The 15,511-nt window shown below is 70.8% G+C and carries 14 protein-coding genes; 4 read left to right on the forward strand and 10 right to left on the reverse strand.

The genetic code is table 11. From position 1 onward, the window contains the following. Positions 1 to 6: 6 nt before the first annotated feature. The 6 genes from ACZ5UI_RS19005 to ACZ5UI_RS19030 all read right to left on the reverse strand — a co-directional run bounded on the left by ACZ5UI_RS19005 (position 7) and on the right by ACZ5UI_RS19030 (position 6,929). Positions 7 to 1,170, reverse strand: a complete 1,164-nt coding sequence (locus tag ACZ5UI_RS19005) for an ABC transporter ATP-binding protein (protein WP_464189834.1) — start codon at positions 1,168 to 1,170, stop codon at positions 7 to 9. Next, positions 1,170 to 2,531, reverse strand: coding sequence for a GH1 family beta-glucosidase (locus ACZ5UI_RS19010; protein WP_464189836.1), 1,362 nt, complete (start codon positions 2,529 to 2,531; stop codon positions 1,170 to 1,172). The genes ACZ5UI_RS19005 and ACZ5UI_RS19010 overlap by 1 nt, the downstream gene beginning before the upstream one ends. Next, positions 2,528 to 3,367 (reverse strand): carbohydrate ABC transporter permease, encoded by an 840-nt coding sequence (locus ACZ5UI_RS19015; protein ID WP_464189838.1) that lies wholly within the window; start codon positions 3,365 to 3,367, stop codon positions 2,528 to 2,530. The genes ACZ5UI_RS19010 and ACZ5UI_RS19015 overlap by 4 nt, the downstream gene beginning before the upstream one ends. Next, a complete protein-coding gene (locus ACZ5UI_RS19020) occupies positions 3,364 to 4,368 on the reverse strand; it encodes a carbohydrate ABC transporter permease (RefSeq protein WP_464189840.1) in 1,005 nt (334 codons plus the stop codon). The genes ACZ5UI_RS19015 and ACZ5UI_RS19020 overlap by 4 nt, the downstream gene beginning before the upstream one ends. 71 nt (positions 4,369 to 4,439) lie before the next feature. After that, positions 4,440 to 5,852 carry an extracellular solute-binding protein gene (locus ACZ5UI_RS19025; protein ID WP_464189842.1) on the reverse strand — a complete coding sequence of 471 codons (1,413 nt, stop codon included), beginning with the start codon at positions 5,850 to 5,852 and terminating at the stop codon, positions 4,440 to 4,442. A 96-nt stretch (positions 5,853 to 5,948) separates the two neighbouring features. Beyond that, positions 5,949 to 6,929: a LacI family DNA-binding transcriptional regulator gene (locus ACZ5UI_RS19030; RefSeq protein ID WP_464189844.1), complete on the reverse strand. Its 981-nt coding sequence runs from the start codon at positions 6,927 to 6,929 to the stop codon at positions 5,949 to 5,951. 215 nt (positions 6,930 to 7,144) lie between these two features. On the opposite strand from ACZ5UI_RS19030, the gene ACZ5UI_RS19035 reads away from it, so the two are divergent. Genes ACZ5UI_RS19035 through ACZ5UI_RS19050 form a run of 4 tightly spaced genes read left to right on the forward strand, consistent with a single transcriptional unit; the run spans position 7,145 to position 11,776 of the window. Beyond that, entirely contained in the window at positions 7,145 to 8,065 is a 921-nt protein-coding gene (locus ACZ5UI_RS19035; protein WP_464189846.1) for a glycosyl hydrolase, read from the forward strand. Positions 8,066 to 8,095: 30 nt separating this feature from the next. Beyond that, on the forward strand, positions 8,096 to 9,385 hold the full coding sequence (locus ACZ5UI_RS19040; protein WP_464189848.1) for an MFS transporter: 1,290 nt from the start codon (positions 8,096 to 8,098) through the stop codon (positions 9,383 to 9,385). A gap of 10 nt (positions 9,386 to 9,395) precedes the next feature. Continuing rightward, a complete protein-coding gene (locus ACZ5UI_RS19045) occupies positions 9,396 to 11,357 on the forward strand; it encodes an MDR family MFS transporter (protein ID WP_464189850.1) in 1,962 nt (653 codons plus the stop codon). Between the two features lie 5 nt (positions 11,358 to 11,362). Then, positions 11,363 to 11,776: a hypothetical protein gene (locus ACZ5UI_RS19050; RefSeq protein ID WP_464189852.1), complete on the forward strand. Its 414-nt coding sequence runs from the start codon at positions 11,363 to 11,365 to the stop codon at positions 11,774 to 11,776. Positions 11,777 to 11,780: 4 nt separating this feature from the next. Here the strand turns inward: ACZ5UI_RS19050 and ACZ5UI_RS19055 are convergent, their stop codons facing one another. The 4 genes from ACZ5UI_RS19055 to ACZ5UI_RS19070 form a co-directional block, all read right to left on the reverse strand. Next, a complete protein-coding gene (locus ACZ5UI_RS19055) occupies positions 11,781 to 12,146 on the reverse strand; it encodes a hypothetical protein (protein ID WP_464189854.1) in 366 nt (121 codons plus the stop codon). Between the two features lie 26 nt (positions 12,147 to 12,172). Next, positions 12,173 to 13,639: a sugar transferase gene (locus tag ACZ5UI_RS19060; RefSeq protein WP_464189857.1), complete on the reverse strand. Its 1,467-nt coding sequence runs from the start codon at positions 13,637 to 13,639 to the stop codon at positions 12,173 to 12,175. A 121-nt stretch (positions 13,640 to 13,760) separates the two neighbouring features. Then, the gene (locus ACZ5UI_RS19065) at positions 13,761 to 14,711 is read right to left on the reverse strand and encodes a UDP-glucuronic acid decarboxylase family protein (protein WP_464189859.1); all 951 of its coding nucleotides are present in this window, start codon (positions 14,709 to 14,711) and stop codon (positions 13,761 to 13,763) included. Between the two features lie 162 nt (positions 14,712 to 14,873). Then, positions 14,874 to 15,509: a molybdenum cofactor biosynthesis protein gene (locus tag ACZ5UI_RS19070; protein WP_464189861.1), complete on the reverse strand. Its 636-nt coding sequence runs from the start codon at positions 15,507 to 15,509 to the stop codon at positions 14,874 to 14,876. Positions 15,510 to 15,511 lie beyond the last annotated feature (2 nt).

A 15,511-nucleotide genomic window follows, 5' to 3' on the forward strand; every position in this document is an offset into this window, starting at 1 on the left:
CGGCCGCTACCCGATGCGCTGCTCGGTGGCCGGATCGAAGAAGTGGACCCGGTCCACGTCGACCGCCAACCGCAGCGTCTGGCCCGCGACGACGACCGCGTCGGGGGCCAGGCGCGCGGTGATCGCGGTCGTGTGGCCGCCGGGCAGCACCGGGTCCGCGCCGCCCAGCTCGGCCAGGACCTCCTCGTCGGCCACCACCGGCGGCACGTCGAGCTCGACGTGGACGAACAGGTCCGAGCCCAGCGACTCGGTCAGCAGCACCGGCAGCGCCAGCACGCGATCGTCGTCGCCGGGGCCGGCGCGGTCGAAGTCCTCCGGCCGCACCCCGGCCAGCACGTCGCGACCGACGTAGCCGTCGAGCTCCGGCCGCGCGGGGACGCGGATGCGCTGGGCGCCCAACGCCAGCCACAGGCCGTCGTCGTCGCCCGACAGCCGCCCGCGCAGCAGGTTCATCGACGGCGAGCCGATGAACGCCGCGACGAACACGTTGGCCGGCCGGTCGTAGAGCGCTTGGGGGACGTCGCACTGCTCCAGGCGCCCGTCGCGCATCACCGCGACGCGGTCGCCCATCGTCATCGCCTCGACCTGGTCGTGGGTGACGTAGACCATCGTCGCGCCCAGCTCGCCGTGCAGGCGCGCGATGTACGCGCGCATCTCGACGCGCAGCTTGGCGTCGAGGTTGGACAGCGGCTCGTCCATCAGGAAGGCCGAGGGCGAGCGCACGATCGCCCGCCCGAGCGCGACGCGCTGGCGCTGGCCGCCCGACAGCGCGCGCGGGCGGCGCTGGAGCAGGTCGCCGATGCCGAGCTTGTCGGCCACCGCGCCGACGCGATCATGGATCGCGGCCTTGGGCTCGCCGGCCATCTTCAGCGCGAAGCCCATGTTGCGCTCGACGGTCATGTGCGGGTACAGCGCGTAGCTCTGGAAGACCATCGCGATGTCGCGGTCCTTGGGCGCCACGTCGTTGACCACGCGCTCGCCGATGCGCACCTCGCCGTCGCTGACCTCCTCCAGGCCGGCCAGCATGCGCAGCGCCGTCGACTTCCCCGAGCCCGAGGGTCCGACCAGGATCAGGAACTCGCCGTCGTCGACGCCCAGGCTGAGCCGGTCGACGGCGGTGGTGCCGTCCGCAAAGACCTTGGACACGGCATCGAAGGTGATCGGGGCCATCACGCACCTCCTCGTGCGTCGCGGGTGCGGGCGATCTCGTCGCGGTACCACAGCGCGCTGCGCTTGGGCGTGCGCTCCTGCGTCTCGAAGTCGACATGGACGATGCCGAAGCGCTGGTCGTAGCCCTGCTCCCACTCGAAGTTGTCCAGCAGCGACCACACGCAGTAGCGCTGCACGTCGACGCCCTCGGCCGCGGCCGCCCGCAGCGCCTCCAGGTGGCCGGCCAGGTAGGCCGTGCGCTCCGGGTCCTCGACCGGATCGGCGTCGACGTAGGCGGCGCCGTTCTCGGTGATGTAGATCGGCACGTCGCGGTAGTCGCGACGGATCCGCACGAGGATCTCGCGCAGCCCGTCCGGATCGACCTCCCAGCCCATGTGCGTGAGCGTGCCGTGCCCGGGCTCCAGCTCCAGCTGCAACGGGAGGTCGCCTGGGTTCATCCGCACCCGCATCGGGTTGTAGTAGTTGACCCCGAGGAAGTCGACCGGCTCGCTGATCAGCGCCAGGTCGCCGTCGCGCACGGCGTCGAACGGGCCGAACATCCCTTCGTACAGGTCGAGCATGTCCTGCGGGTAGGCGCCGCGGAACAGCGGGTCCAGGAACCACCGGTTGAGGTAGCCGTCCTGGCGGATCGCCGCCGCGTCGCCGCGGATCGGCGACAGGTTCAACGCCGGGCCGACCGCACCGTGCCCTCGCAACTGCTGCGCGGCCAGGGCGTGGCCGAGGAGCAGATGGTGCGAGACGCGCAGCGCGGTCGGCCAGTGGCGTACACCCGGGGCCTTGCGACCTTCCATATGACCAAGAAAGGCCACGACCCACGGCTCGTTGACGGTGATCCACTGCGAGACGAGGTCGCCCAAGGACGCCCCGAGGATCTCCGCGTACTCGGCGAAGCGCAGCGCGGTGTCGCGCGCGCCCCAGCCGCCGGCATCCTGCAGCGCCTGCGGCAGGTCCCAGTGGTAGAGCGTGGCCATCGGCTCGATGCCCCGCTCGAGCATGCCCTCGACCAGGCGCCGGTAGAAGTCCAGGCCCGCCTGGTTGACCGCGCCGCTGCCGGTGGGCTGGATGCGCGGCCAGGCGATCGAGAAGCGGTAGCTCTCGACGTTCAGGCCGGCGATCAGGTCCAGGTCCTCGGCCCAGCGGTGGTAGTGGTCGCAGGCGACGTCGCCGGTCTCGCCGCGGGCCACGTGCCCCTCGGTGTGGGCGAAGCGATCCCAGATCGACTCGCCCCGCCCGTCCTCGCGGACGGCGCCCTCGATCTGGTACGCGGCGGTGGCCACGCCGAAGCGGAACCCCTCGGGCAGCGGGTCGGTGACGCGCGTCCCGTCCACCCCGGCTGTCGGCTGGCCGGCGAGCTCGGTCATCCCTTCACCGCCCCGGCGGTCAGGCCCTTGACCAGCCACCGCTGCGTGGCGAAGAACGCCACGATCACCGGGATGGTCGATACGACTCCGGCAGCCATCAGCTGTGCGTACTCCTGTGAGTAGTTTCCGATGAAGTTGCGGATCCCGATCGGGATCGTCTCGGCATGGGTCTCCGTCAGCGCCTGCACGAACAGCAGCTCGTCCCAGGCGAACAGGAACGCGTAGACGAAGGTGGCCAGCAGGCCGGGCGCGGCGTTGGGCAGCACGACGCGGACGAGCGCGCCCAGGCGCGAGCAGCCGTCGACCATCGCCGCGTCCTCCAGATCCCGCGGGATCGCCTGGAAGAACGACCGCATGAAGTAGATCGCCACCGGCGTGAAGAACGCCGTGTAGACGAGGATCATCCCGATGCGGCTGTCGTACAGGTTGATCGGCGTGTGCTGACGCAGCCAGATGAAGCCGATGAACAGCGGCAGCAGGAACAGCGCGCCGGGGATCAGCTGCGTGCCGATCACCGCGGCCGAGTAGGTGCCCGCGCCGCGGAAGCGGAAGCGGGCCAGCGCGTAGCCGGCGAACGCCGCCAGCAGCGTGGCCAGCGCGGCCGACACCGTGCAGATGATCAGGCTGTTGGCGAAGTACTTGCCGAAGTCGACGTTGCGCCACATGCCGGTGAACGCGTCCAGCGTGGGCGACAGGAAGTCGTAGTCGCCGCTGGCCAGCGCGCCGTTGGTCTGCAGCGCGCTGAGCACGAGCCAGGCCACCGGCGCGAGCATCACGACCAGCACGAGGTAGGTGAGGGTGTTCAGCCCCCAGTTGCCGGCCCGCTTGCGGGTCATGCCTGCGCCTCCAGGTCGCGGCGGAAGGCGGCCAGCCAGATGGCCGCCCACAGCGCCATCGCGAACATCACCAGCACGGACGCGGCCGCCCCGAAGCCGAACAGGCTGTTGGAGAACGACTCGCGGACGATCAGCGTCATCACCAGGTCCGCGTGCTCGCCCGGGTTGGACCCGAACATGATCCACGGGATCGTGAACATGTAGGCCGCGTAGATGACCTGGATCAGCAGCTGGACCGCGATCAGCGGGCGCAGCAGCGGCAGCGTGATCGAGAAGAAGCGGCGGATCGGCCCGGCGCCGTCGATCGCCGCCGCCTCGTGCAGCTCCTGGGGGATCGACTGCAGCCCGGCCAGGAAGATCAGCATGCAGAACGGCAGCCCGCGCCAGATCGACGGGATCACCATCGCCCACATCGAGTTGGGGCCCAGCAGCCACACCGGCCGGTCGTCGACCAGCCCGGTGTAGTCGACCAGGATCTTGTTGATGATCCCGACGTCGCTCTGCCACATGAACTGCCACAGCACGGCGACCACGAAGCTCGGCACCACCCACGGCGTCAGCATCAGCGTGCGCACGATGCGCCGGCCGGGGAACTCGCGGTGCATCAGCAGCGCCAGCAGCATGCCGCCGACGAGCACGCCGGTGACCGTCGTGGCCGCGTAGACGAGCGTGTTGCCGGCGGCGTTCATGAACCCGCTGTGCAGCGGGTTGGCGTCGTCGGTGAGGATCGCCCGGAAGTTGTCCAGGCCCGCCCAGGGCGCGCCGAACAGCTTGCGGAACGTGAAGGTGTTGAGGTTCTTGAACGCCAGCACCACGCCGCCGACCGTCGGCAGCAGGTGGATGAGGATCATGAACACGACCGCCGGGGCGATCAGCGCCCAGGCGAAGCGGTCGCGCCGCCAGCGGTGGCCGCGGCGGGGGTTGACCGGCCGCTGCGGCGGCGTCGGCTCGGCCGGCGTGGGCGGCGAGGCGGTGGGACGTGTGGTGTCGAGAGATGCCATTGGCGATCAGAGGCACCCCCGTCCGCCGGGGAGAGTTCGGCGGACGGGGGTTGGGGCCTGCTGGAGGAGCGCTAACCAGCAGATTGGGCGAGGAACCCGTCGGCCTCCTTGGCCGCGTCGTCCAGTTGCGACTGCACCGTCGCCTGCGAGTACGGCTCGCCGTGTCCGGCGGCCGAGTCGAGGATGTTCCCGAAGCGCGTCTTGTACGCGTTCTCGATCTGGCCCCACTGCGGGATCGCCGCGTAGGACCGACCGGTCTGGATGGCGTCGTAGAACGCCTGCCAGTCGGGACCCTTCTCCCCGACCTGCTTCTGCGGTTCCAGGCGAGCCGGGAACATGCCGAGCAGGTTGGCGTAGTCCTTCTGGACGCTGTCCTGCGACAGGTACTTGATGAGAGCCCAGGCCGCGTCCTTGTGCTCCGACGAGCTGAACATCATCAGGTTCGAACCGCCGACGAACGTGTTCGCCTTGCCGTCCGGACCCTTGGGCATCGGGGCCACCGCGGTGTTGTTGCGCGCCGCGTCGGTCCAGTTCGTGTCGTCCTCACGCGGGATCGAGCCGAGCACCCACGGCCCACCGATCCACACGGCCAGACGACCGCCCTTGTACATGTTCTCCACCTGCGTGCCGTCCCGCTCCAGCATCGCCGGATCGGCGAGGCCCTGCGGGAACAGGTCGCTGACGTACATGACGCCCTTGACGGCCTCCGGCGAGTTGATCGACGACTTTGCGTTGTCGTCGGTCAGCTCCTGGCCGCCCTCGTCCCACACGAACGGCATGACGTTGTGGACGAGGTCGAACGCCTTCTTGCCCGGGATGCCGAACGGCATGATGGGCTTGCCGTCGATGTCCTTGACCGCCTTGAGCTTCTCCAACGTCGCATGCATCGCATCGAGGTCGGTGAAGGCGGTCGCGGGATCCACGCCGGCCTGCTTCAGCGCGTCGGTTCGGTAGTAGATCGTGCGGGCCTCCGTGAACCACGGGATGCCCCACGTGCCGTCCTGGCCGACGACCTGGCTGGTGCCCCAGATGCCCGGGGCGTAGGCGGCCTCGCCGCCGATGTCGCCGATGCGGTCGGACAGGTCCTCGAACCCGCCCAACGCAGCGAAGAACGGGACCTGCGTGGTGCCGGCCTGGGTCACGTCGGGACCCTCGCCGGAGACCGCGGCGTTGCGGATGCGGTCGAACTGCACGTCCCAGCCGACGAGTTGGACGTCGACGTCGACGCCCGTCTGATCCTCGAACGGCTTGACGATCTTCTCGGTGTCCGCGACCGGGTCGGGACCGTTGTTCATGATCCAGAACGTGATCTTCTGACCCTTCAGCGACGGCGCAGCGGCCGTCGTCGAAGCGCCGGTGGCGGCCGAACCACCTGTGTCGCCGGTGCTGCTGTCGTTGGTGTCCGAGCTGCCACAGGCCCCCAGGGCCACGGCAACCAGAATGGCGGCGATCGCCGTCCAGACGATCCCCAAGCTACGTCGCACGATGCTCCTCCTCCTCGTACGCGAAATGAACAAGACGAAAACGGTTTTGTAGATGTCTCCGTGAATGTCCTGGGTGCCCGGCGTCGCCTCCCCGGCTCAGGCGCCCGCGCGAGGCGGGGCGGTCGATTCCCGGACGATCAACTCGACCGGCAGCGTGGTCACAGCGGGTGCGTCCTCACCGGCGATGCAGCGCGTGAGCGCCTCACCGGCGGCGGCCCCCAGCCCAGCTTTGTCCTGCCGCACCGTGGTCAGTGGCACGGGCAGGTGGGCCGCAAGTTGGATGTCGTCGAAGCCGACGATCGACAGGTCCCCGGGGACCGACACGCCGGCGTCGGCGGCCGCGCGCAGCGCGCCCAGGACCATCAGGTCGGACGCCGCCACGATCGCCGTGGGCGGCTCGTCCAGCGCCAGCAGCCGGGCGGTCGCCTCGCGCCCGCTGTCGACGTAGAAGTCGCCGTAGGCGATGTACTCGTCGCGGTAGCCGAGGCCGTGGGCCTTCAGCGCGTCGCGGTAGGCGCGCAGGCGCTCGGCCCCGGGGCGCTTGTCCATCAGGCCGGTGATGTGGGCGATCCGGCGGTGCCCGAGACCGTGCAGATGCGCGACGGCATCGGTGATTCCGGTGGAGTTGTCGGAGATCACGTAGCCGGTCGCGGTGCCGGTCAGCTCGACGTCGACGCCCACGCACGGGAGCGACGAGCGCACCAGCCGGCGCGTCTCCTCGTCGTCGGGATCGACGCCCATGAGGATCGCCCCGTCGACGTTGTGGTGGCGGCAGCGCTTCTCGTAGGAGTGCGGACCGTAGCCGTTGCCGGGCTGCTCGGAGGCGAACAGCAGCATGTCGTAGCCGCGCGCGCCCAGGCAGTGCTTGATGCCGACCATCACCTCGTGGAAGAACGGGTGCTGCAGGTCGGGGTGCCCTTCGCCGGTCTCCAGGAAGATCCCCACCACGTGCGAGCGCTGGGTGACCAGCATCCGGGCCGCCGAGCTCGGCGTGTACTCCAGCGAGCGCGCCAGCTGCGCGATCCGCTCGCGCGTCTCGGGATTGACGTCGGCGTAGCCGTTCAGGGCCCGGGACACGGTGCCGACCGACACGCCGGAAAGGCGGGCCAGTTCGCGGATGGTGACTCTCTCCTGTCGCATGTTCCGAAAACGGTTTTGGAAACCGTGCGCGGATCCTAATCCGCACGCAGGGGGGCCTGTCAAGGGCGAACTGTTTGATGTCAGTGGTCGGACATCGCAGCGCAGCGCAGCCGGGTGTGCCGGTTTGTGGGCGACACATGTCCCGACACCTGGTGTCCCTCGCCGTCCTGATCGCCGCTGCGCTGGCCCTGCCCGCCGCCGCCTGCGCCCGCTACGACGTCCATGTCGGGATCGGTGACCAGAACGTCGAGCTGTTCGACCAGCCGCTGTTCCAGGCCGCCGAGATCGAACGCGTGCGCTACTTCATCCCCTGGGACGCGGTGCGCCATCGCGGCGAGCTGCGCGAGGCCGAGGCCTACGTGCGCCGCGCCCGCCAGGACGGCATCTCCGTGACCATGCACATCTCGACCGACGACCTGCGCCCAGGCCGCGGCCACCTGCCCAGCCCGGCGGGCTACCGCTCCCTCGTCGGGCGCCTCGTGCGCACCATGCGTCCGCTCGGCGTGCGCGAGTGGGGCGTGTGGAACGAGGCCAACCACCCGTCCCAGCCCACGTCGAACCACCCCAAGCGCGCGGCGCAGTACTACGAGCAGATGCGCCAGATCTGCCGCGGGTGCACGATCGTCGCGCTCGACGTGCTCGACCAGCGCAAGGTCGAGTCCTACATCGACAGCTTCTACCGCGCGCTGCCCAAGCGCTTGCGCCGCAGCGCCCGCGTGGTCGGCATCCACAACTACGGCGACGTCAATCGCCGCACGTCCACCGGCACGGCGTCGATCATGCGCGAGGTGCGCACGTTCGTGCACGCGCCCCGCTTCTGGCTGACCGAGACGGGCGGCATCGTCGAGCTGGGGCGCAGCTTCCGCTGCAGCCAGTCGCGCGCGGCCAACCGGATCGACTACCTGTTCGCCCTGCTCAAGAAGTACCGCCGCGACATCGATCGCGCCTACGTCTACAACTGGTTCGGCGTCGGCTGCCGCACGCGCATGGACACCGGCGTGGTCAACGGCGACGGCACCGCTCGACCGAGCTACCGGGCCCTGCGTCGCGGCTTGACGCGTTTCGCCCGCTGACCCCGTCAGCGGCGTTGCCATGATGTCGGGGTGAGCGCGCGCACCCTGACCGCCACCGAGCGGCGCACGCTCAGCATCCTCGGGCTGCCCACGGCGGCGCTGGCGCTGGCCATCACGGTCGTGACCACGTACGTGCCGGTGGCCGCCAACGACTTCCTGGACTCGTCGGTGGTGATCGGCGGGCTGATCGCGATCGAGGGCGTGCTCGCGCTGTGGCTGCCGCTCGTCGTCGGCAGCTGGTCGGACCGCCTGCACACGTCGGTCGGCGGCCGCCTGCCCTTCCTGATCGCCGGCACGCCGATCGCGATCGTCAGCCTGGCGCTGATGGGGCTGGCCAACTCGCTCCCGGTGATGATCGTCGTGGTGACGATCTTCTTCGTCGCCTACTTCATCGCCTACGAGCCCTACCGGGCGCTGTACCCCGACCTGATCCGCGACGACATCGCGGCGCGCGCCCAGTCCACGCAGGCGATCTGGCGCGGCGCGGGCACGGGCCTGGCCCTGGTCGGCGGCGGCCTGCTGATCGCCTGGGGCGTGATCGCGCCGTTCATCGGCGCGGCGATCCTGTTCACGGTCTGCATGGCCCTGTTCCTGCGCGTCGCGGTGCCGCGGGCCCGCGAGAACGGGCGCCGGGCGCCCTCGTCGGAGGCCGAGACGGTGATGGCCGAGGCGTCCGATCTGAGATCGGTGCTGCGCGGCCACCCGGAGCTGCGCGCGTACCTGGTGGCCAACGCGCTGTGGGAGGCGTCGCTGGGCGCGCTGAAGACCTTCGTCTTCCTCTACATCACGATCGGCCTGGGCCAGAGCAGCGCCGCGTCGGCGGGCATCGTCGGCGGCGTCGCGCTGCTCGTGCTGCCCGCCGCGGTGGTCAGCGGCAAGCTGGCCGACCGCTACGGCCGCCTGCGCGCGATGGCCTGGGTGCTGCCGTTCTACGGCGTCGGGATGCTGATCCCGGCCTTCACGCAGTCGATCGCCATCCTGATCCCGGTGATGCTGATCGCCGGCTTCGGCGGCGGCCTGGTCATGACGCTGCCCTACGCGCTGCTGCAGCCGCTGATGCCCAAGGGCCGCCACGGCGTGCTGACCGGCTTCTACAGCCTCAGCCGCGGGATCGGGACGGCGCTGGGGCCGCTGCTGGCCGGCATCGCGATCCAGTACCTGCACGACCCGTTCTCCGCGACGGAGGGCTATTCGGCCATGTGGCTGGTCTGCGGCGGCACGATCCTGCTCAGCCTGCCCGCCCTGCAGCGCCTGCGCACGCTGGCCGAGGACCGCATCGACCCCGGCATCGCCCGACGCCCGCGGCCCGCCGAGGGGTAACGTCCATGCGGTGACGGACGGGGTCGCCGGGAGAGAGCGCACCGGGCGCGAGCTGTGGCTCATCATGGGCGCGCTCATGCTGGTGATGCTGCTGGCGTCGCTGGACCAGACGATCGTCTCCACCGCGCTGCCCACGATCGTCGGCGAGCTCGGTGGCCTGGAGCACCTGTCGTGGGTGGTCACCGCCTACCTGCTGGCCATCACCGCGGTCACGCCGCTGTACGGCAAGCTCGGCGACCTGTACGGGCGCAAGCGCGTGCTGCAGACGGCCCTGGTCCTGTTCCTGATCGGCTCGGTGCTGTGCGGGCTGGCCCAGTCGATGACCGAGCTGATCGCCTTCCGGGCGATCCAGGGGCTCGGTGGCGGCGGGCTGATGGTCAGCGCCCAGGCGGCCATCGGCGACGTCGTGCCGCCCTCGCGGCGCGGGCGCTACACCGGGCTGTTCGGCGCGGTGTTCGGCGTCTCCAGCGTGGCCGGCCCGTTGATCGGCGGCTTCTTCACCAGCCACCTCTCGTGGCGGTGGATCTTCTACGTCAACCTGCCGCTGGGCGTGATCGCGCTGCTCGCGCTGGCCGTCACCCTGCCCAGCGTGCGCGACAAGGTCGAGCACGCGATCGACTACGCCGGCACCGTGCTGCTGGCCGTGGGGCTCAGCGCGATCGTGCTGGCCGCCACGCTTGGCGGCACGACCTACGACTGGGCCTCCTGGCAGATCGTCGGCCTGGGCGTCCTGGCCGTGGCGGCGATCGTCCTGTTCTTCGCCGTCGAGCACCGCGCCGCCGAACCGGTCCTGCCGCCGTCGCTGTTCAAGAACCGGGTCTTCGCGGTGACCAGCGCGGTGGGCTTCGTGATCGGCTTCGCGCTGTTCGGGGCGCTCACGTACCTGCCGCTCTTCCAGCAGGTCGTGCGCGGCGACAGCCCGACCGAGTCGGGCCTGCAGCTGATCCCGGTGATGGCCGGCGTGCTGCTCGGCTCGATCGGCTCGGGCCAGATCATCAGCCGCACCGGCCGCTACAAGCTCTTCCCGATCGTCGGCACCGCGCTGTCGACCGTCGGCATGCTGCTGCTCTCCACGCTGGACGAGAACACGCAGACGGCGCTGGCCTCGGTGTTCATGTTCATCATGGGCCTCGGCCTGGGCCTGGTCATGCAGGTGCTCGTGCTCGCCGTGCAGAACGCGGTCGGCTACGCACAGCTCGGCGTCGCCACCTCGGGCGCGACGCTGTTTCGCTCGATCGGCGGCTCGCTGGGCACCGCGGCGCTGGGCGCGGTGTTCACCAACAAGCTCAACGGCGAGCTGGCGGGCACCTCGGCCGGCGACTCGCTGGCCGGCGGCGCCCAGCTCGATCCGAGCGCGTTGCAGCAGCTGCCCGACGCGGCCCGTGAGACGTTCACGCACGCCTTCACCGACTCGATCTCCACCGTCTTCCTGGTCGCCACCGCGGCGATCGCCGTGGCCTTCATCCTCAGCTGGCTGATCGAGGAGCGACCGCTGCGTCAGACCGTCGAGACCGCGGACCTCAACGAGGCCTTCGCGGCGCCGGCGCAGATCGACTCGCTGAGCATCGTCACCCGCGACCTGGCCCGCCTCGTGGGCCGCGACCGCACCCGCCGCTTCGTCGAGCGCACCGTCGAGGCGGCCGGGGTCGACCTGCCGCCCGGCGACGCGTGGCTGCTCGTCCGCGGCGCGGAGGGCGAGCCGCTGGACGACCCCGACGCGCTGGCCGCCAACCGTCCCGTCGAGCCCGCCTGGGTCGAGGAACGCCTGGTCGAGCTGCGCACCCGCGGCCTGGTGGCCGACGGCGCGTTGACCGCGGAGGGCAGCGCCACCGCGCAGCGGCTGCTGGGCGCCCGGCGCCAGTGCCTGAGCGACCTCGTGGCGGAGTGGAAGCCCGACGAGGACGCCGAGCTCAACGCGGCGATCGATCGCCTGTCGCGCGAGCTGGCCGGCGAGGCGCCCACGCCGGCCTAGCGGGCATGTCCGGTCCGTCGCGCTCGATCCTGCTGGTGGCCGCCGCGCTGGCCATCGGGCTCAGCGCCTGCGGGGACGACGGCCCGCGGCCGAGCGCCGCACAGCTGGAGGGCGAGGCGGCGGTCGCCCGCCGGCACATCCCGCAGGGCATCACGCTGTCGCACACCCAGACCGGCCCCGCCCCCGTGGTGACCGCGCCCTCGACCTACGCCGCCGGGCGGATCCAGTGCGGCGACTGGCGGGCCAAGTACGTCGCGTTCACCTACGGCCAGGAGCTGATCGGCGACATGACCGCCGCCGACCTCGACCGCACCGCGCACGTCTTCGCGGTGCGCCAGGCGGCCCCGGGGCACCTCGACGAGGTGCAGCGCGGCTGTCGCGCCGGCCTGCGGTCCCCGGCGTCGGGCGCGCGCCCGTAGACGGCTACTTGTGCAGCCCGGCGCGGCAGCCGCGCTCGACGGTGTCCAGGTAGCCGGGCGCCGCGCGGTGGGTGGCGAACGCGTGGGCGATCGAGTCGAAGTGGTACATGTGGCCGCCGTACACCTCGCCGACGTAGAACGCGTGCCAGTAGCCGCACTCGGTGCGCGCCGCGGCGAACGACTTCAGCGGCGTCATCCCGTCGCCGACCATGCGCGTCGAGCCGGGCTCGGTGATGCGGATCGTCTGGCCGGGCGCCACCGCGCGGGGCGGATGCGGGTCCAGGGTCATCGTCGGCGCGGTCGTCGCGCTGCCGCCACCGCAGCCCGCCAGCAGCCCGGCGGCGAGGACGGCAACAGCACAGCGACGCATGGTTGCGTCCTACCCGATCGGGCGACTCAGAAGGCGCCACGCCGCATGAGCACGGCGGGGAGCGTCTTCAGCAGGATCGTCAGATCCAGGAACGGCGACCAGCGCTCGAGGTACAGGAAGTCGAGGCGCACGAGGTCGTCGAAGTCCAGCTCGGAGCGGCCCGAGACCTGCCACAGGCCGGTCATGCCGGGCAGCACCAGGTAGCGCTTCTTGTGCCAGTCCTCGAGGCGGTCGAAGTCGCGCTCGGGCAGCGGGCGCGGGCCGACGAGCGACATCTCGCCGCGCAGGACGTTCATCAGCTGCGGCAGCTCGTCGATCGAGAAGCGGCGCAGGTAGCGGCCGACGCGCGTCACGCGCGGATCGTCGCGGATCTTGAAGATCGCGCCCTGGGCCTCGTTGAGGGCCTCCAGCTCGGCCTGCTGCAGGTCGGCGCCGGTGTACATCGTGCGGAACTTGAAGCAGGCGAACGGCACGCCGCCCACGCCCGGGCGGATCGAGTGGTAGAGCACCGGCCCGCGCGAGGTCAGCTTCACGGCCAGCGCGGAGACCAGCAGGATCGGGCTGAAGGCGAACAGCAGCAGCGTCGCGCCGACCAGGTCGAACGTGCGCTTGAGCAGGTAGTCGAAGCCCTCGAAGACCGGCGGCTTGAGCTCGAACAGCGGGACCGACTCGCCGGGCACGAACTCCGCGCGATGGACGAGGATCTCCATCGTCGACGGGGCGATGCGCACGCGCACGCCCATCGCGTGGCACTTGTCGACCAGATCGACAGCCTTGTCCTGCGGGAAGTCGGGGTCGGCGATGATCACCTCGTCGATGCGGTGCTCGCGCAGCACGTCGGCGATCGCGTCCAGCTTGCCCAGCGACACCAGCCCGTTGTCGGGGCGCGGCGTCAGCGACACGAAGCCGATCACGTTGATCGGCGAGTGCGGCGCGTCGGCCAGCGCGTGGCCGACGTCCTCGATGTGGCCGCCGCTGCCCACCAGCACGGTGCGGCGCTGGTAGCCGGCCGCCCGCAGCAGCGCCCCGCTGACGCCCTCGTACAGGTAGCGGAAGCCGGCCACGTAGAGGACGCTGAAGAACAGCGAGCCGTAGAAGATGTAGTAGCTGGAGAAGTCCTCGCCGTTGACGATCGCGAAGATCAGCGCGACGACCGTCACCTGGAACAGCCCGGCGACGATGCGCGTCAGGCCCGGTCGCTCGCCGCGGTTGGCGTACAGCCCGGAGCGCGCGAACAGCAGCACGGTGAGCAGGAAGGCGAAGGAGACGAAGTCCTTGGTCTGCTCGAACGTCGCGTTGACGTCGAGCGTGTCGCGCACCCAGGCCTTCAGCGCGAGCGCGGTGAAGATGGCCAGGAACACCCCGGCCAGGTCCAGCGCCATGAGCGAGACGACGCGGGCGGTCCGCCGGGCCGTGTCCAGCCGCAGCAGGAAGGACAGCGCCGGCGGGCGCTTGCGCCGCATGTCCTGACCCAGGGGCGCGTAGGTGGGCATGCGGACGTACGGGATCTCCCCGTCGCCACCTTGGGCCTCCTTCGCTCTGGATCGGGCTGTCTCTTGCGGCATTACTCCAATGCGCTGCAACGACGCAGCGAACGAGAAGTTGTGAAGTAGATCAGCGCAGGCCGCCACCGACGAGGGTCTCGACCCCGGCCTCGTCGATCGTGCGCCTGAGTCCTTCGCGCAGGCTGACCTCCGGACGCCAGCCGAGAACCTGCTCGGCCAGGCTGGTGTCCGGCTGGCGAACCTGCGGGTCGTCGGTCGGGAGCGCCTCGTAGACGATCTCCGAGGACGACCCGGTGACCTCGATGACCGTCTCGGCGAGCTGCAACAGCGTGTACTCGTCGGGGTTGCCGATGTTGACGGGCTGGTGGTAGCCGGACTCCGCGAGGCCGATGATGCCCCGGATCAAGTCGGAGACGAAGCAGAACGAGCGCGTCTGGCTGCCGTCGCCGAACACGGTCAGCGGACGGTTCTGCAGGGCCTGGCGCAGGAAGGTCGGGATCGCCCGGCCGTCGTGCGGGCGCATGCGCGGCCCGTAGGTGTTGAAGATCCGCACGATCGCCGTGTCGACGCCCTGCTGGCGGTGGTAGGCCATCGTCAGCGCCTCGGCGTAGCGCTTGGCCTCGTCGTAGACGCCGCGCGGCCCGATCGGGTTGACGTGACCCCAGTAGGACTCGGGCTGCGGATGCACCTGCGGGTCGCCGTAGACCTCGGACGTCGAGGCGGTCAGGAAGCGCGCGCGATGCAACTTGGCCAGGCCGAGCGTGTGGTGCGTGCCGTATGAGCCCACCTTGAGCGTGTGCAGCGGCAGGCGCAGGTAGTCGATCGGGCTCGCCGGCGAGGCGAAGTGGAAGACGAAGTCGACCTGCTCCTCGACGAAGTAGGGCTCTGTGATGTCGAGGTTCAGGTGCGTGAACCGGGGCCCACGGATGTGGGCGATGTTGCGCAGCGAGCCGGTCTCCAGGTTGTCGACGCAGATCACGCGGTGGTCGCGCGCGAGCAGCTCATCGCACAGATGCGATCCCAGAAAGCCGGCGCCACCGGTCACCAAGCAGGTCGCCATGGGCGCAGAGGCTATCCGTTCAGGCGGTCTTGCCCTGGGCGGCCAGTTGCTTCAGCCGCACCGGGCAGCGCTTGCAGCGCGGTCGGCTCTTGCAGCATTTCTTCTTGGGCTTGAGCTTCTTGGCCATCCGGGACGCCCCATGGTAGGGCGCCCTAACCGCGTCTACCGGGACTGCGGGACGGTGCCCGGCACCCACTCGCCCTCTTCGCGCTTCCAGATCGGCAGCTGCGCCTTGATCTCGTCGATCAGGGCGCGCGCGCCCAGGAAGGCGGCGGGCCGGTGGGGCGCGGAGGCCGCGACGATCACCGACGCCTCACCGAGGGCGACCCGCCCGGTGCGGTGCTCGGCGGCGGCGGCGCACAGCTGGTGCTCGGCGGCCACCGCGCGCACGATCCGCTCCAGCTCGACCCCCGCCATCTCGGCGTAGGCCTCGTAGTCCAGGAAGGCGACGTCGCGCGTCGTGCCGCTGAACGTGACCACGGCGCCCGCGCGCGGGTCGGCCACGCGCGCGGCGAGCGCGTCCAGCGACAGCGGCTCCTCGGTCACCCGCCAGTGCAGCACGGGCCCGCTCCCGCCCGACACGGGCGGCACGAGCGCGAGCTCGTCGGCGGCGTGCAGGGGCGCGTCGGCGTCGGCGTACTCGCGGTTGACGGCCATGACCAGCGGCAGGCCGGCGGCCAGCTCGCCCACGGCGGCCAGCGCGTCGGCCACGCGCGCGCCCTCGGGCAGCTCGAGCTCGAGCACCGGGACCCCGGCGCGCTCGCGCAGCTGGGCGAAGAGACGGACGTGAACCAGCACGC

This window comes from Conexibacter sp. JCM 18997 (genome assembly GCF_055391915.1).

Excerpts from the sequence above, each read along its gene's own strand:
- ACZ5UI_RS19005 (WP_464189834.1), bottom strand. The coding sequence starts at position 1,170 with ATGGCCCCGATCACCTTCGATGCCGTGTCCAAGGTCTTTGCGGACGGC.
- ACZ5UI_RS19055 (WP_464189854.1), bottom strand. The coding sequence starts at position 12,146 with ATGCGTCGCTGTGCTGTTGCCGTCCTCGCCGCCGGGCTGCTGGCGGGC.
- ACZ5UI_RS19065 (WP_464189859.1), bottom strand. The coding sequence starts at position 14,711 with ATGGCGACCTGCTTGGTGACCGGTGGCGCCGGCTTTCTGGGATCGCAT.
- ACZ5UI_RS19010 (WP_464189836.1), bottom strand. The coding sequence starts at position 2,531 with ATGACCGAGCTCGCCGGCCAGCCGACAGCCGGGGTGGACGGGACGCGC.
- ACZ5UI_RS19020 (WP_464189840.1), bottom strand. The coding sequence starts at position 4,368 with ATGGCATCTCTCGACACCACACGTCCCACCGCCTCGCCGCCCACGCCG.
- ACZ5UI_RS19060 (WP_464189857.1), bottom strand. The coding sequence starts at position 13,639 with ATGCCCACCTACGCGCCCCTGGGTCAGGACATGCGGCGCAAGCGCCCG.
- ACZ5UI_RS19050 (WP_464189852.1), top strand. The coding sequence starts at position 11,363 with ATGTCCGGTCCGTCGCGCTCGATCCTGCTGGTGGCCGCCGCGCTGGCC.
- ACZ5UI_RS19015 (WP_464189838.1), bottom strand. The coding sequence starts at position 3,367 with ATGACCCGCAAGCGGGCCGGCAACTGGGGGCTGAACACCCTCACCTAC.